At 67.8% G+C, this 14,098-nt stretch carries 17 protein-coding genes; 12 read left to right on the forward strand and 5 right to left on the reverse strand.

Annotated features, from left to right (window positions below; genetic code table 11):
* Window positions 1–93 precede the first annotated feature (93 nt).
* Both NIBR502770_RS20130 and NIBR502770_RS20135 read right to left on the reverse strand, forming a co-directional pair.
* Window positions 94–1,650, reverse strand: coding sequence for an HNH endonuclease signature motif containing protein (locus NIBR502770_RS20130; RefSeq protein ID WP_141183136.1), 1,557 nt, complete (start codon window positions 1,648–1,650; stop codon window positions 94–96).
* A gap of 159 nt (window positions 1,651–1,809) precedes the next feature.
* Entirely contained in the window at window positions 1,810–3,087 is a 1,278-nt protein-coding gene (locus NIBR502770_RS20135) for a DUF445 domain-containing protein (RefSeq protein ID WP_371416520.1), read from the reverse strand.
* 133 nt (window positions 3,088–3,220) lie between these two features.
* Here NIBR502770_RS20135 and NIBR502770_RS20140 point away from each other — a divergent pair, with 133 nt between their 5' ends.
* The 7 genes from NIBR502770_RS20140 to NIBR502770_RS21620 all read left to right on the forward strand — a co-directional run bounded on the left by NIBR502770_RS20140 (window position 3,221) and on the right by NIBR502770_RS21620 (window position 8,145).
* Window positions 3,221–4,120: a glycerophosphodiester phosphodiesterase family protein gene (locus NIBR502770_RS20140; protein ID WP_141183138.1), complete on the forward strand. Its 900-nt coding sequence runs from the start codon at window positions 3,221–3,223 to the stop codon at window positions 4,118–4,120.
* Between the two features lie 7 nt (window positions 4,121–4,127).
* Window positions 4,128–5,519, forward strand: a complete 1,392-nt coding sequence (locus NIBR502770_RS20145) for a CoA transferase (RefSeq protein ID WP_141183139.1) — start codon at window positions 4,128–4,130, stop codon at window positions 5,517–5,519.
* Between the two features lie 65 nt (window positions 5,520–5,584).
* Window positions 5,585–6,115: a hypothetical protein gene (locus NIBR502770_RS20150; RefSeq protein ID WP_371416479.1), complete on the forward strand. Its 531-nt coding sequence runs from the start codon at window positions 5,585–5,587 to the stop codon at window positions 6,113–6,115.
* Entirely contained in the window at window positions 6,112–6,912 is an 801-nt protein-coding gene (locus NIBR502770_RS20155; protein ID WP_141183140.1) for an AzlC family ABC transporter permease, read from the forward strand. Before NIBR502770_RS20150 ends, NIBR502770_RS20155 begins: the two co-directional genes overlap by 4 nt.
* Window positions 6,909–7,220, forward strand: a complete 312-nt coding sequence (locus tag NIBR502770_RS20160; RefSeq protein WP_141183141.1) for an AzlD domain-containing protein — start codon at window positions 6,909–6,911, stop codon at window positions 7,218–7,220. The genes NIBR502770_RS20155 and NIBR502770_RS20160 overlap by 4 nt, the downstream gene beginning before the upstream one ends.
* A 236-nt stretch (window positions 7,221–7,456) precedes the next feature.
* The gene (locus NIBR502770_RS21615; RefSeq protein WP_246857338.1) at window positions 7,457–7,594 is read left to right on the forward strand and encodes a hypothetical protein; all 138 of its coding nucleotides are present in this window, start codon (window positions 7,457–7,459) and stop codon (window positions 7,592–7,594) included.
* An 83-nt stretch (window positions 7,595–7,677) separates the two neighbouring features.
* Window positions 7,678–8,145: a hypothetical protein gene (locus NIBR502770_RS21620; RefSeq protein ID WP_246857339.1), complete on the forward strand. Its 468-nt coding sequence runs from the start codon at window positions 7,678–7,680 to the stop codon at window positions 8,143–8,145.
* A gap of 31 nt (window positions 8,146–8,176) precedes the next feature.
* Here NIBR502770_RS21620 and NIBR502770_RS20175 read toward each other — a convergent pair whose 3' ends face one another.
* Window positions 8,177–8,401: a hypothetical protein gene (locus NIBR502770_RS20175; RefSeq protein WP_141183143.1), complete on the reverse strand. Its 225-nt coding sequence runs from the start codon at window positions 8,399–8,401 to the stop codon at window positions 8,177–8,179.
* Between the two features lie 244 nt (window positions 8,402–8,645).
* Complete coding sequence (locus NIBR502770_RS20180) at window positions 8,646–9,293, reverse strand: TetR/AcrR family transcriptional regulator (RefSeq protein WP_141183144.1); 648 nt, start codon at window positions 9,291–9,293, stop codon at window positions 8,646–8,648.
* A 124-nt stretch (window positions 9,294–9,417) separates the two neighbouring features.
* Here NIBR502770_RS20180 and NIBR502770_RS20185 point away from each other — a divergent pair, with 124 nt between their 5' ends.
* From NIBR502770_RS20185 to NIBR502770_RS20205, 5 genes are read left to right on the forward strand one after another with little or no spacing between them, the layout of a single operon-like run.
* Entirely contained in the window at window positions 9,418–9,741 is a 324-nt protein-coding gene (locus NIBR502770_RS20185) for a thiamine-binding protein (RefSeq protein ID WP_141158394.1), read from the forward strand.
* A gap of 60 nt (window positions 9,742–9,801) precedes the next feature.
* The gene (locus NIBR502770_RS20190) at window positions 9,802–10,494 is read left to right on the forward strand and encodes an O-methyltransferase (protein WP_141183145.1); all 693 of its coding nucleotides are present in this window, start codon (window positions 9,802–9,804) and stop codon (window positions 10,492–10,494) included.
* A gap of 50 nt (window positions 10,495–10,544) precedes the next feature.
* Window positions 10,545–11,633: an acyl-CoA dehydrogenase family protein gene (locus tag NIBR502770_RS20195; RefSeq protein WP_371416480.1), complete on the forward strand. Its 1,089-nt coding sequence runs from the start codon at window positions 10,545–10,547 to the stop codon at window positions 11,631–11,633.
* A complete protein-coding gene (locus tag NIBR502770_RS20200) occupies window positions 11,627–13,003 on the forward strand; it encodes a bifunctional PIG-L family deacetylase/class I SAM-dependent methyltransferase (RefSeq protein ID WP_141158392.1) in 1,377 nt (458 codons plus the stop codon). Before NIBR502770_RS20195 ends, NIBR502770_RS20200 begins: the two co-directional genes overlap by 7 nt.
* Complete coding sequence (locus tag NIBR502770_RS20205; RefSeq protein ID WP_141183146.1) at window positions 13,000–13,791, forward strand: glycosyltransferase family 2 protein; 792 nt, start codon at window positions 13,000–13,002, stop codon at window positions 13,789–13,791. Before NIBR502770_RS20200 ends, NIBR502770_RS20205 begins: the two co-directional genes overlap by 4 nt.
* 34 nt (window positions 13,792–13,825) lie before the next feature.
* Here NIBR502770_RS20205 and NIBR502770_RS20210 read toward each other — a convergent pair whose 3' ends face one another.
* Window positions 13,826–14,083: a hypothetical protein gene (locus tag NIBR502770_RS20210; protein WP_141158391.1), complete on the reverse strand. Its 258-nt coding sequence runs from the start codon at window positions 14,081–14,083 to the stop codon at window positions 13,826–13,828.
* Window positions 14,084–14,098 lie beyond the last annotated feature (15 nt).

Genomic DNA, 14,098 nt, shown 5'->3' on the forward strand with positions numbered 1-14,098 from the left:
GTACTGTCCAGGGCTCGCATCATCCCGACGGCACTAATGGCGTCGCGAGGAGTTCGGCCCAGAGTGGATCGTCGGGGGAGAGGTCGCTGGGGTCTATTGACGCTTCGTCGTCGGGTTCCTACTGCGGGAGGTTCTCGAGGCTGGCCGCCCGGCCCGGCATTCACCGGGCACGGCCCATTGAAGTGGCGGTGGCAGGCTTCCCGGTGGCCAGTGGGTTGGTTCTGAATCCTGCTGGTCGGGGTTGTAGTGGCGCCCGGTGGGTGAGGTCCAGCCCGGTGGGTCCTTGCTTGTGGCCCGGCCGGGGGTCCATTGGCTGTGGTGTTTGAGCCGATGATGCTTACGGCAGAGCTGGGCCAGGTTGCTGACGTTGGTGGTGCCACCGTGTTCCCAGGCGGTGAGGTGGTCTGTCTCGTTGTCGGGGGTCTTGTTGGTGCAGCCGGGGAACGTGCATTGGGCATCGCGCAGCCTGATCCAGTGTTTGATGGACCTCGTCAGCCGGTAGTTTTTCCTGCCGATTTCCAGGGGCGCCCCGTCCCGCGGGTCGACGAGGACCCGGTAGAACGACTCCGCCCCACCAGCGACGAGTTTCCGGGCCATGGACGCCGGGATCGGGCCGAAACCATCGACGACTGCTGGTTCGTCGGTGAGGCCGAGAAGCGCGAATACCGGCACGGTGACCAGCACGTCGGCCCGCGGGGTGGGGACCTTACCGATCCCTGTGACAGCTTGTGTGACCGAACCCTGTGTGCCCGGGGCGCTGGGATCGAGCACGTCTTCGCCGGCGCCGGCGGCGGTTTCCTCGGCGCTGGGCGTCATACCGGCGCCGAGGAGGAGGCTGGCGGCGATGTCGGGGCGGAGCTGGGTGAGCGTGCGGGGTTCGTTGGGGCCCTGGAGGCCGCGGGCGGTGGCGGTGGTCCGGTTCCAGATGGCGCACGCGGTATCGCCGGGAAGGTAGAGGGAGATCCAGGCCATGCCGTCCCGGTCCGGGGTGTACTCCATCCGACGATCCGCCAAACCCTTGACATGGCGCTTCTCGATCGATTCCGGATGATGGCGTTCCCGCCAGCCCCGGACCTTGGCCCGGAACCGGGACGGGACCAGGTCACCGGGGGCCGCGCCACGGGCCGGGTTTGGGGCGTCAGGGTCGAAGAAATGCGCCACCAAACCTGCAGCTCCGGCAGAGGTCAACCCCTCGGTCTCGTCCGCTACGACCTTCGCGTGTTGCCACGACACCGCACCTCCAGCCAAGGCCTCGAACACCGGCGGCAGGGAACAGATCCGCCGGGACTGGTCCACGAACGCGGCCGCGGCCCCGGAGCTGATGGTCAAAACCCCGGCAATTTCCTCCACGGCCGACATCTCCGCGTAGGTGCGGTCCTCCACGGACGCGTCAGCCGGGGTCATGGCCTCCTGAAACCCGACGGCCTCGGCAGCGTACCGCGCTTTCATCGCCGCCAGCTGCGCCTCCAGGCAAGCAGTGAGCTCCAGCCGTTCCAACCGGATCTCATACCGCCGCTGCAACACGTCAACACCAGCACCAACGCCGACCCCGGTAGCCAGGAAAGCGTCCTCCCGCTCCAGCGCATCCAGGGCAGCAACAGAGACGCCAATACCTTCCGATATCGCTGCCCGGTCCGTGCTGTTTCCCATACCGACATCATCGCGCGACCCACTGACATTCTGACCGGCTGCCAGTGAGCACCAAAGCCGCGTGCCGTCGTCGTACGCATTCCCGCTGCGCAGGCTCCTCCCCGCACCCCGAATATGCGGCACGAAAAGGAATTTGCGCAGCGAAAGATCCCGAAGGGGCTACCCAAAAATCAGTTGCGCCACCGTGAAGATCGCCAGCCCGGCCAGGGACCCCACCACGGTGCCGTTAATGCGGATGAACTGCAGGTCCTTGCCTACCTGGAGCTCGATCTTCTGCGAGGTTTCCTCGGCATCCCACCGCGCCACGGTGTCCGTAATAACGCCGGCGATGTCCGAACGGTAGGTGCGGACCAAGTACCCGGCGGCGTCACCGATCCATGCGTTGACCTTCCCGGCCAGTTCGGGGTCGTCCACGAGCCGTGACCCAAAGTCGCGCACCGCGGCCTTGAACTTGATGGTGAGTTCGCTGTCCGGATCATCCACGGCACCCAGCAGCGCGTTCTTGACCGTGCCCCAGGTCCGGGAAGCGAGCTCGCGCACCTCGGGATCACCCAACACCTGCGCCTTGATGTCCTCCGCGCGGGCAATCATCGCCGGATCGTGCTGCAGGTCCTGGGCGAGGTCGTTCAGGTATTTGTCGATCGACTGGCGCACCTGGTGGCGGGGATCGGCCTGTACCGCGCGCACGAACTTGAGGATTTCGAGGTAGACCTTGTCGCCCACCAGGCCGTCCACGAACTGCGGAACCCAGGTGGGGGAGCGGTCGGACACCAGACGGGTGACGGTCTCGTGGTTGTCATCCACCCAGTCCGCGGCGCGGTCCACCAGCAGGTCCACCAGCGTGTGGTGGTGCCCGTCGTGGAAGACCCGCTCCGCCAGCCTGCCCACCGGCGGCCCCCACGGCGGAGCGAGGAGATGCTTGCGGACCATGCCCTCAATGACGGCCTGGACGTCGTCGTCATTCAAAACCTTGAACGCGCCACGGATCACCGCGGCACCTTCCTTGGCCACCCGGTCGGCGCCACCGGGCGCTGCCAGCCAAACACCTGCCCGGCGGGCAATGTTGACGCTGGCCAGCTTGTCCTGGACCACCTGCTCGGAGAGGAAGTTGGTCTCCACGAACTCGCCCAGGGAGGCGCCGATCTGGTCCTTGCGGCGCGGAATGATGGCGGTGTGCGGAATCTTGATGCCCATGGGGTACTTGAACAGGGCCGTCACAGCGAACCAGTCGGCCAGTGCGCCCACCATGCCGCCCTCAGCCGCCGCACGAACGTACTGCAGCCACGGATACTCCTTCTGCAGGGCGAACGCGAAGACAAAGATCACGGCCATGGCGATCAGCAGGCCTAGCGCCAGCAACTTCATTTTCCGCAGCGCTGCCACCTTTTCGGCGTCACCGGCACCAAGCTGGCGGCTTACGACGGCGCCTGCCGCCATAGTGCCCGGCCGCGGCTCCCGCGCTGGTTCGGCGGGTGCTTCCTGCGTGGTTGGCCCAGTGGTTGCCTCAGAGTTCACCTGCATGTGCCAAGCCTAGCCCTGAAGGCGGGGACCAGTCGGCTACCGTGTGTCCATGACAATTGACGAGTCAGTGCCGCAGCGGCCGCTGGTCTTTGCCCACCGCGGTTCCAGCGGCACGTATGCCGAACACACCCGCGCCGCCTACCTCCAGGCCCTGGCCGACGGCGCGGACGGAGTGGAGTGCGACGTCCACCTGACGCGCGACCAGCACGTGGTCCTGCTCCATGACGCCAACCTGGACCGCACGTCGGACGGCACAGGTCCGGTGGCCGAGCGGACGCTGGAGGAGTTGCGCCAGCTGGACTTCTCGTCCTGGAAAGGCGTCCGGATCCCCGAAACGTTCGGGGCACGCTCCGAACAGCTCCTGACCCTTCCGGAACTGCTGGACATCCTTCGCGGCGCGGGCCGGCCCATAAAACTCGCCATCGAGCTCAAGCATCCCAGCCCGTACCAGCTCAAACTGGAGGACCGGGTCCTGGAGGTGCTCCGCAGCGAGGGCTGGGAACCGCAAAGCTCAACCGTGGACAACGTGGCCGTGACCTTCATGAGCTTCAGCCCGGATTCAGTCCGCCACCTGCTCCTCTCCGTACCGCCGCAATATATTTGCCAGCTGGTGGACGACCTCACCATCCATGAAATCCGTGGCGGCCTGGGGGTTGGGCCGATTACCGGCGGGGCCATCGCGAACCTGATGAAAGCCACCCAGTTGGAGGGCGAACGGATCCTGGATGACTGCGAGGTGGGCATGGCCGGCCCCGGCATCGAATACGTCAGGGAACGCCCTGAAACAGTCCGCCGCTGGCTGGACTCCGGCCGCCGCTTCAGGGTGTGGACCGTGGACTCCCCTGAGGACGTGTCGCTCTGCCGGGAATTGGGCATCCAGGAGATCACCTCAAACGTGCCGGCGCGTGTCTTGGAACAGCTCCACGCGGCCGCACCGCAGGGAAAGTAGCGCGGACATGGGCGCCCGCGGCATGCCCGCCGCGCCCCGGTGGTGGGCGGGGAAGCTCGACGTCGAAGGCTTGGCGCTGCAGTCGGTGGAAGCCGCGGCCCAGGCGCTGAACCTGTACTCAGGGATGCCGGGCCGTTTCAGCACCACAACCGAACTGACAGCGGCCGCCTTCGATTCCTTCGGGCACCTCCGGATTGCGGGGCGCAAGCCGCAGGGCTTCGCGCCCCTGTCCGGCTTCCGGAAGACCGCTGACGGCTGGATCCGGCTTCACGCCAACTACCCCCACCATGAGCAGCGGCTCCTGCACGCGCTGGCTGCCACTGGCGCGGAGGATGTGGACAGGAAACTCCGCTCCATGGCCGCGCTGGACGCCGAGGCCGCAATCCAGGAACAGGGAGGGATAGCCGCGGCCGTCCGGACCCGCAGTGAATGGCTCGCAACCGACATGGGTCGGGCGGCCGGCTCGGGACCATGGATTGCGGTGGAGCATGCGGACGGCACCACCGGTGGCTTGGGACTGCGGGAAGCTGCAGAAGGAGCAGGCGCCGCTTCCGGGGCGGGACGCGGCGCCAGGGACCTGCCGCTGGCCGGGCTGCGGGTGCTGGACCTGACGCGGGTCATCGCCGGCCCAGTCGCTACCCGGCTGCTGGCCGCGCTCGGGGCAGACGTCCTGCGGATCGACCCGCCTGCCTTTCCCGAGATCCAGGACCAGTTCGTGGACACGGCGTTCGGAAAGCGCAGTGCCGTACTCGACCTGGGGCAGGCGGCAAGCCAGGGAAACCTCCAGCAACTCCTGGCCGGCGCGGATGCCGTGGTCACCGGCTACCGGCACGGTGCCCTGGACCGTTTTGGCCTCAGCGGGCGGGAGCTGCTGGCAGCCCGTCCGGAACTGGTAGTGGTCACCTTGGACAGTTGGGGAAGCGCGGGGCCCTGGAGCGGCCTGCGCGGCTTCGACAGTATTGTCCAGGCCGCCTGCGGAATCGCCAGCACTTACGGCATGGAGGACGACGGCGGGTGGCGCCCGGGTGCGCTGCCGGTCCAGGCGCTGGACCATGCCACCGGCTATGGGGTGGCGGCGGCCGCAGTCCGCCTCCTGGCCGCCCGCCGCCGGACCGGGTTGGGCGGTGCCGCGCACCTGTCGCTGGTGCGTACCGCGGACGAGCTGTTTTCCCTGGCCGGTGGGCAAGACCCTGACAGCATGAGTGGCCCAACCAGCACGGAAAGCCCTGCTGGACTGCGCACCCCAGAATACCGGTCCGTGGCCAGCAGCTATGGGGAGCTGAGCTACGTTGGGCCGCCCCTGCTTGACGCGGGACACCCCCTGGATTTTCAGTCACCGCCGCCACCATATGGCAGCTCGCAGCCTGCCTGGCTGGAAGGCCGGGCAGCGCAGCCGTGAGGCCGTCGCCGCTGTGCCCTAGCGCCGGTTTCCGGGCCGCGCTGTGGCTGTGGTTGAGTGGTTCCATGTCTTTTCCCAGGTCCGGCACCGCTGCTAAGGGCTTGTCCGGTCCGTTCCGATCCATCCACGTCCCGGCCCTGCGGCATCTGTCCGCAGCGGCCATGGGAGCCCTTCTCCTGGCCAGCGCAGGCAAGCATTTCCGGGACCCAGGTTTTTACCGGGACGTCGTTCCCGGGTACCTGTGCCGGCAGGACGCGGTGCCGGGCGAACCCCGCAGCAGCACAGCCCAGCGTCCTTGGGCCGTCCTGTCCCGGGATGAATGGATCGCCCTGAGCGGTCTGCTGGAGCTCGCCGCCGCCGTCGGAATCCTGCTCCCACCCACCCGAAAGCCCACAGCCACTGCCCTCACCGCCATGTTCACGGCATTCCTGGCCGGGCATGTTGATGCCCTCCTGGGGGCGTACGGGCCGCAGGGCACACCCCGCCGGCGGAAGATCCATGCCGTGCGGCTTCCCCTCCAGGCGCCGCTGATCATGTGGGCCTGGAGCCTGCGAAAAGCCGCCGTGCCCGCGGTCAACCCGGGAAGCCGGGGGTGAAGCTGCTGGCTTCGCCGGCGGTGAAGGTGGGCATCTCCATCAGTATTGCCACCGGTCTTTACGGCGTATCGTTCGGCGCGCTGGCGGTCACGTCCGGGCTCAACTTCTGGCAGACCATGGCGCTGAGCCTGCTCCTCTTCAGTGGCGGCTCCCAGTTCGCGTTCATCGGGGTGGTGTCCGGGGGCGGTTCAGGCGTTGCGGCGATGAGCGCGGCCACCCTCCTGGGCATGCGCAACGGCATCTACGGCATGCAGTTGAACGCGCTGCTCCGGCCCACCGGCTGGCGCAAGTACATCGGAGCGCAGCTGACCATCGACGAATCCACGGCCACCAGCACGGGCCAGACGGACCCGGACGAACAGCGCCGCGGCTTCTGGACCGCAGGCGTAGGGGTCTACCTACTGTGGAACATCTTCACGGCCGTGGGCGCGCTGGCCGGCAGCGGGTTGGGCGACCCCATGCAGTGGGGCCTTGACGGGGCCGCCGTCGCCGCCTTCCTGGCACTGCTCTGGCCCCGGCTCAAAGGACGCGAGCCGATCGCCATCGCGGTGGTTTGTGCAGTGGCCACGGTGGTTGCTGTCCCCTTTGTCCCGGCGGGCGTGCCCATCCTGGTGGCTGCGGTCGTTGCCGCGGTGGTGGGCTGGTTCAGCCACGGCCGCCGCGACGAAGGCCTTGAGCCGGACGTCGAACCCTACGGCGACCACGGCCATCACCCGGGCGGCGCCCATCTCCGGGGCAGGAGCGTCCGCAGGGAAGCCGGCCGCAGGGGAGCTGCGGACCCGGAGGAGGGCAGGTGACTTTGTGGATCTGGCTGCTCATCGCCTGCGTGCTCGGCTACGCCTGGAAACTGGTGGGCTACTTCGTCCCCGCCAAATTCCTTGAGGATCCGCGCACCTCACGTGTCGCGGGAACAATGACTATCGGCCTGCTGGCCTCGCTGACGGTGGTGAACGCGGTGGTGTCGGGGCAGGGACTCGCCGCGGATGCCAGGCTGGGAGCGCTGGCCGCGGCCGCGATCGCCCTGGTACTGCGGGCTCCATTCCTGGTGGTGGTGATCGCCGGTGCCGGCACGGCGGCGCTGCTGAGGATGCTGGGGTGGAGCTGAGCTGTTGAATCCACTCCGGGGCATGGTGACGTGGGTCACTTCGCCGGCGGGGTGCCAGTTGTACTATGGGATCGGCTTATGCAGTTGGCCATGGAATTCCTTATTGAACGGCACCCATGGAAAATCAGCTGCACCCTGCGGGCGGCTTGGCGGGCAGAATCCGCCAAAAGAACGCCCGACGGCGGGCGGGCCTTCCCGCCAAACGGTTCTTCAGGCGCTTTTCCGGACTTTCGGACGTGCCGGAAGAGGAACTGGAAATTCTCTGCCAACGGCTCCGGGCGGCACTCGACCTGGATCCGTCGTCGTCCGTTCCGGCCCTTCAGGCCCTGCTGCGGGAGGAAATGCGCAGGCGGGCAGATGCAGCCCAGGCCTAGTGGCCCAACATTCCGGCAGCCATCTGTGATGCACTGGATGAGAGGCAGCCCACACCCAGGCGGCCACCGAAGGAGGATTCGAGATGGACGAACAGTCACGGCCTGTTGAGCCGCATGGCGGCCAGGGCACCGAGGATACCGGCAGGAACGCCAAGGACGAACAAGGCGCGGGGGTACCGGCAGAACAGTCTGCGAAGTCGCGGGCCACCTATTTGGACCCCCGCGGCTCGGAATCAACGCGCGAGCTGCGAGACACCGCCAGGCGTCGGCGGGATGCGGAGGAGAAGCTCCAGCAGCACCTGATGGAAGCGAAGGACCACGTTCCCAACGAGTTCCATGAACACCCCGGCCACGGCTACCAGGGACACGGGCACGCCGAACACGGGCACCTGGGCGCTGGGCACGCGGACGGGCCATCCGCGCAGGAGCAGCCCGGCCACGCAGACCCAGGGTCGCAGCACCAGGAAACCCCGCCGGCTGGACAACGGGCCGGCGGAGATGCCCACGCCGGGGACAGCGCCGCCGGCGAACCCGGTGCGGAGAAGCGCTGACACAGTTAGGGGAATCGGGACGAACGGGTAGCTAGGCTACCCCGTGCGCCGCGCCGTCAGGGGAGACGGACCGGCGGCCGCATTCCTCCACGCCCATCTCGTACCAGACCTGTGCGCCAAACTCGGGTTCGGGGGTATCGAGGTTCTGGTACAGCGCGTCGAGCAACTCGACCAGCTCGCCGGCGTTCAGCTCGGGAAGGACTTCCTCCGGCCCGCGCGGATCCGTCAGGTAGTGGAGAAGCTTTGAGTGGTTCATGGCAGTGCGGCCGTTGTCTGGGGGGCAGGCGCAAAGTGCATGGGGTTGCTCCAACGTGGAAGTGCCGAGGCTGGCTGCCTAACCCCACCTCCGAGTTTATTGCACGTACCTGCAGGTAACAATGGGGCCCGACTGGTGACCTGACTCCCTCGGCGGAACAGCCCGGCAGCGGGATTCCGGCACCGGAGCTGCGTACGCCGGCCTCGCCCGGCATGGACTGGCCGGCAGGCTGACTGCATGTTATTCAGCCCGGCTGGCCCGGCGTGGTGGCGGTGAACCCAGGGGCGGCGGGGACGGGGACGAACACCGGAAGCGGTCGGGATGGCCGGACTGTGCGGATGGCGTCCTCCACCAGCGCAAGCGGCCTGCGCCAGGCATCGGACCCCGGTTCCATGGTGTCCACCACACCGATCAGCATGGCCAGCAGCCGAAACATGTCCGTCATGGAAATGTCAGGGCGCAGGCTTCCCTGGCCCTGCCCGCGGACCAGAAGCACTCCCATGGATTCCATCAGCGATCCGGTGATCCCGGTGAGGAGCTCGCGCCGGCCCGCCACCGCACACAGCAGGTTGGCGTCGTCGCTCGCTGCGGCCATCAGGGCTTCGAGGACACGCAACATGCCTGCGGCAGCATCGATATCGGCGAGGGCGCCGTCCATGACGGGGTCCACGGTGAGCCGGAGCTGCCGGTTGAGCGCCGCCAGTACCAGTTCTTCCTTGTCAGCGAAGTTTCGGAATAGGGTTGCCGGGCCAACGCCGGCCGTGGCTGCGATGGTCTGGAGCGGTACCTCCGGGCCGAACTCGCGGAAGCACTGGCGCGCCGCAGTAATGATCTTGTCCACGTTCCGCGCTGCGTCTGCGCGGAGGGGCTTTCGGGCGACTGCGAGGCTCATGCCAAAAAGGGTAACAACGGAGACTGCCGCCACCATGGTTACTTCGGGGTAGCCGCTTATGTGACGCAGCCGACCGGCGCCCCGGCCCTGCGGCTGCCCGCGGGCACGTGGGAGACTGGTGAGCATGTTGCTTGCATTTTCTGTTGCTCCGTCAGGCGTTCCCACCGAGGGCTCCAGGCCCAACGACGCGTCAGTGCACGACGCCGTTGCTGCCGCAGTGAAGATCGTCCGCGAGTCCGGGCTGCCCAATCAGACGGATTCCATGTTCACCACCATCGAAGGCGAGTGGGACGAAGTGTTCGACGTGGTCAAGCGCGCCACCGAAGCCGTGGGCCGGTACGGCAGCCGCGTTTCACTGGTGATCAAGGCGGACATCAGGCCCGGGTACAGCGGCGAACTGACAGCGAAGGTTGACCGCCTGGAGACCGCACTGGCGCAGGAGCCCTAAGCGTCCTTTGAGGGGCCGGATTGTCTGGACCGCCGGGGCGCCGCGTGCCAAACTGTGGCAATGTTCGAGCACAAACCACGGCCGGAATGGGTTGCCACCGAGGAGTTCCTGTCCGACACCGTGGTGCATCCGGACGGTGCCGTCCAGCAGGCCATCCGCGCCGCCGCGGAGGCCGGGATGCCCCCCATCGAGGTGGCGCCGAACGCAGGAAAGCTCCTCAAGCTCCTGGTCCAGCTCTCGGGTGCGCGGCGCATCCTGGAGATTGGGACCCTCGCGGGCTACAGCACCATCTGGATGGGCAGGGGACTTCCACACAACGGCACACTGGTTACCTGCGAATACCTGCCCCAGCATGCGGAGGTGGCCTGGGCCAATATTGATGCGGCCGGCCTGGGGGAGCGGGTGGAAATCCGGCTGGGCCCTGCGCTGGAAACCCTGGCTGCCCTCGAGGAAGAGGAGCGGGAGCCGTTCGATTTCATCTTCATCGACGCGGACAAGGAAAACAACAGCCGCTACCTGGACTGGGCTGTCCGGCTTGGCAGGCCCGGAGCGGCAGTGGTCCTGGACAACACCATCTGGGAGGGCGCCGTCCTGGACCCGGAGCTCGACCCCGTCAACGCGCCTGGAATCATCGACGCCCTCAAGCTGCTGGGCGACCACCCGCGGCTGGACGCCACGGTAATCCAGACGGTGGGCTCCAAGGGCTGGGACGGATTCGCCCTGGCGCGCATCCTGCCGAAAAATAGTAAGTAAGCTGTTGAGATGCGTCCGGTGCCACCGGACACCTTTCATGGAGGACGTACTTGCCAGCGACAACTACTCCTGTGCTCCTGGGCTCCACTCCCGCCGGGCTCTCCCCGTGGTTTCCAATCCTTGACTCAGCCGGCGGTACTGCCGGTGACGTGCCCGCCCTGCTGGACCTTGCCGTGGACGCCGGGCACACCTGGCCACGGCCTGGTGAGGGGCGCACCATGGTGTTGTGGGAGCTCCTCGCCTCCGTGGCCGCCGTCGATGTGGCGGCCGCAAGGGTGTTCGAGCCGCACCTCGACGCCGTCGCCATCCTCGCCCAGGCCGCCAATTCTTCCCCGGTGGACCAGCCCATGCCTGCAGGTGCCGCCGACGCATCCTGGGGCGTCTTCGCCGCAGAGGCGCCCAATGCCAGGCTCGAGGCGCGCTCCGAAGGCACCGGGGTGGTCCTCAACGGGACCAAGCCCTGGTGTTCACTTGCAGGCAGGCTGGACTGCGCCATCGTCACTGCCCATACGGACGACGGCGGCAGGGCGGCTTTCGCTGTCAGCCTTCGCCACCCAGGGGTGCAATGCGAGGAACCGGCCTGGATCGCACGCGGGCTCCGGGAGATACCCAGCGGAAGCGTGCACTTCGACCAGGTCCCGGCAACACCTGTGGGAGGTACCGGCTGGTACCACAGCCGGCCCGGTTTCGCCTGGGGCGGGATGGGCGTCGCCGCCTGCTGGCTGGGCGGCGCCGTGGGGGTTGCGCGGGACTTCCGGGACGGGCTGCTCGCCGGTGCCGGAGCCGGACGGGAACCGGACCAGCTGGCGCTCGCGGCTTTGGGTGAGGTGGACCGGACCATCGCAGCCGCCCTCCAGTACCTTGCCCGCACCGCAGCCCGCATTGATGACGGATCGCTCGGTGCTGACGGGAACCAAAGCACCTGGAGCGAGGCCCAGCGTGTCCGGGGGACTGTTGCCGCCGCCGTCGAACGTGTCCTTCACCTGGTGGGCTCCAACCGCGGGCCCGGGCCGCTCGCCTTTGACGAAAAGTACGCCAAGAGGATGGCGGACCTGGCCCTCTACGTCCGGCAGCATCACGGTGCGCGGGATGATGCCCAGCTGGGCCGGCTCGCGCTCAAGGGGGACTGCCCGTGGTGACCTTTTCGCACACGGACGATGGCACCAGTGAAGCAGCCTGGACCCGGAGCGGCCTGGCTGTGGCCCCTGAGCTGCCGCTCAATCCGGCCGAATTGTCGGGCATGCGGTTCGTTGTCCTGGCGGCGCATCCGGATGACGAAACTCTTGGTGCCGGTGGGCTGATGGCCACGTTGGCGGCCCTGGGAGCCGGGGTGGAAGTCGTGCTCTGCACTGCGGGGGAGGGGTCACATCCGGACTCACCCAGCACCACCCCCGAGCAGCTGGCTGCCGTCCGGCTTGCCGAATTTTCCGCGGCCCTGGACGCCCTTGGCCTGGCGGACCGCTGGACGTTCATCGGTCTGCCGGACCGGGGACTGGCCGGCCATGCGGAAGCGGTTGCCGGCGCCATCCGGGACGCCGTTCGGCGGCTCCCCGGCCGCCCGGACCAGCTGGCCATCGTTGCTCCGTACCGGGCCGACGGCCACGGTGACCACGACGCGCTGGGGGCGGCAGCGGCAGAGGTTGCCCGCCGCGACGGCCACGCCCTCCTGGAATATCCAATCTGGTTTTGGCACTGGGCCACGCCGGGCGACCTGGACCGGCAGCAGTGGGTCCGCTTCCATCTCGATGAACGCGCCCGGCGGGCCAAAAAGCGCGCCATGGAGGAGCACGCAACCCAGGTGCAGCCGCTTTCGCCCCTCCCCGGGGACGAAACCCTGCTCAGCGCCGCTTTCCTGGAGCACTTCGGGCGAGGCTATGAAGTCTTCGCCTGGACCCCGGCGCCCGGTTCACCCGGCCCGTTGCATTCCAGCGCGGACGCAGAGGCGGTATTCGACGGCGTCCACGACCATTCCAAGGATCCCTGGAACTACGGCAGGAGTTGGTACGAGCGCCGCAAACGGGCCCTCACCCTGGCCGCCCTCCCGGAGGAAGGCTATGAGCGCGGGCTGGAAGTGGGCTGCTCCATCGGAACACTGACGGCCGAGCTGGCTGCCCGCTGCCACAACCTGTTGGCGGTGGACGCCAGCGGAACCGCCGTGCGCCGCGCCGAAGACCTGCTGGCGGGCACGCCGGGGGTCCGGGTCGAACAACGCGTGCTGCCTGGATCCTGGCCCGGAGGAACGTACGACCTGGTGGTGGTCTCGGAAGTGGGCTACTACCTGGCCCCTGCCGAGCTGGCCCGGCTGTGGGACAGGGTGGAGGCATCCCTGGAACCTGGCGGAACCCTGCTCTTGTGCCACTGGCGGCATCCCATCGAAGGGTGGGAGCTCGACGGGGACACCGTCCACACCCTGGCCCGGCAGCGGCTTGGTTGGCGGACTTCCGGGCTGTACCAGGAGCGCGACTTTGTGCTGGAAGTCCTGGTGGCTCCGGACCGGGAGCCGGGATGACCAGGACTGTCCCGGGCAACGGTGGTCCAACGACGCCGGGTGGCCAGGCAAACCACGGCATCCGGCACGTGGCAGTGGTCATTCCGGCCCACAACGAGGAGCAGCACCTGGAACGGGCTCTCACCGCCGTCAGGCACGCGGCCGACCGGGTCGAGTCGGAAGTGCCGGATGTTGCCGTGCAGGTGGTCGTCGTCCTGGATGGTTGCACGGACCGGTCCCCGGCGGTGGCCGCCGACGCAGTTGCGGGCGATCCGCGGTGCGTGCTGCTTTCGGCGAACTTCGGGAGCGTGGGTAAGAGCCGGCAGGCCGGTGTGCGGGCGGCGTTGGAGAACGCCGGCGGTCCTGCGCAGTCCGGTGCGCCGGCAGATCCAATGCGGGGAATCTGGCTGGCCAACACAGATGCGGATTCCTGTGTTCCCGGGCACTGGCTGCTGCGGCAATTGGAACTGGCCGCCGGAGGCACCGATGTTGTCCTGGGCACCGTTCAGCCGGACCCCCACGGCATGCACCACGAGCTCCTGGCCCGCTGGCACGCCCGGCACGCCAGCACCGAGAACCACCCCCATGTCTACGGTGCCAACCTGGGGGTCCGGGCGTCGTCCTACCTTGCGGCCGGAGGCTTTCCCGGCGTCGATTTCGATGAAGACCAGGCCCTGGTGGCCCGGCTTCGGCACAGCGGCGCACGCATCGTCGCCACGGACACCACCCGGGTCCTCACATCAGGACGGACTGCGGGACGGGCACCGCAGGGGTTCGCCGCTTATCTCCTGGCACTCGCCCGGCCTTAGCTGCAACGCGCTGACGGCGGGGGTGGTATCCCTGTCAGACCAGGTCCGGGGCGCTGGCAACGATGTAGTCAGCGGCGGCCGGTCCTGTCATGGAAAGGTTGTTGCTGTCCGGGTTGATGCCGGCGTTGTGCAGGGCGTCCCAAAGGGCTGCCGGCGGCTGGAGTTCCGCTTTATGCAGGAGGCACCAGCTTGTGTAGAGACCGTATAGCTCGTCGCGTCGGAGACCCAGTCCGGGCTCCCTGTCCGCAACGACTGCTTCGGCAAGAAACTGTTCAAAATGGATAGCAGGCATGTCCGCTCACAAATG

It is taken from the genome of Pseudarthrobacter sp. NIBRBAC000502770, assembly GCF_006517815.1.
GTDB classification, from domain to species: Bacteria; Actinomycetota; Actinomycetes; order Actinomycetales; family Micrococcaceae; genus Arthrobacter; species Arthrobacter niigatensis.

Bases quoted from the DNA above. Each gene is read 5' to 3' on its own strand.
- NIBR502770_RS20130 (WP_141183136.1), bottom strand. From the start codon at position 1,650: ATGGGAAACAGCACGGACCGGGCAGCGATATCGGAAGGTATTGGCGTC.
- NIBR502770_RS20180 (WP_141183144.1), bottom strand. From the start codon at position 9,293: ATGAGCCTCGCAGTCGCCCGAAAGCCCCTCCGCGCAGACGCAGCGCGG.
- NIBR502770_RS20185 (WP_141158394.1), top strand. From the start codon at position 9,418: ATGTTGCTTGCATTTTCTGTTGCTCCGTCAGGCGTTCCCACCGAGGGC.
- NIBR502770_RS20150 (WP_371416479.1), top strand. From the start codon at position 5,585: ATGTCTTTTCCCAGGTCCGGCACCGCTGCTAAGGGCTTGTCCGGTCCG.
- NIBR502770_RS20210 (WP_141158391.1), bottom strand. From the start codon at position 14,083: ATGCCTGCTATCCATTTTGAACAGTTTCTTGCCGAAGCAGTCGTTGCG.
- NIBR502770_RS20145 (WP_141183139.1), top strand. From the start codon at position 4,128: ATGGGCGCCCGCGGCATGCCCGCCGCGCCCCGGTGGTGGGCGGGGAAG.
- NIBR502770_RS20205 (WP_141183146.1), top strand. From the start codon at position 13,000: ATGACCAGGACTGTCCCGGGCAACGGTGGTCCAACGACGCCGGGTGGC.
- NIBR502770_RS20135 (WP_371416520.1), bottom strand. From the start codon at position 3,087: ATGGCGGCAGGCGCCGTCGTAAGCCGCCAGCTTGGTGCCGGTGACGCC.
- NIBR502770_RS21620 (WP_246857339.1), top strand. From the start codon at position 7,678: ATGGACGAACAGTCACGGCCTGTTGAGCCGCATGGCGGCCAGGGCACC.
- NIBR502770_RS20140 (WP_141183138.1), top strand. From the start codon at position 3,221: ATGACAATTGACGAGTCAGTGCCGCAGCGGCCGCTGGTCTTTGCCCAC.
- NIBR502770_RS20175 (WP_141183143.1), bottom strand. From the start codon at position 8,401: ATGAACCACTCAAAGCTTCTCCACTACCTGACGGATCCGCGCGGGCCG.
- NIBR502770_RS20190 (WP_141183145.1), top strand. From the start codon at position 9,802: ATGTTCGAGCACAAACCACGGCCGGAATGGGTTGCCACCGAGGAGTTC.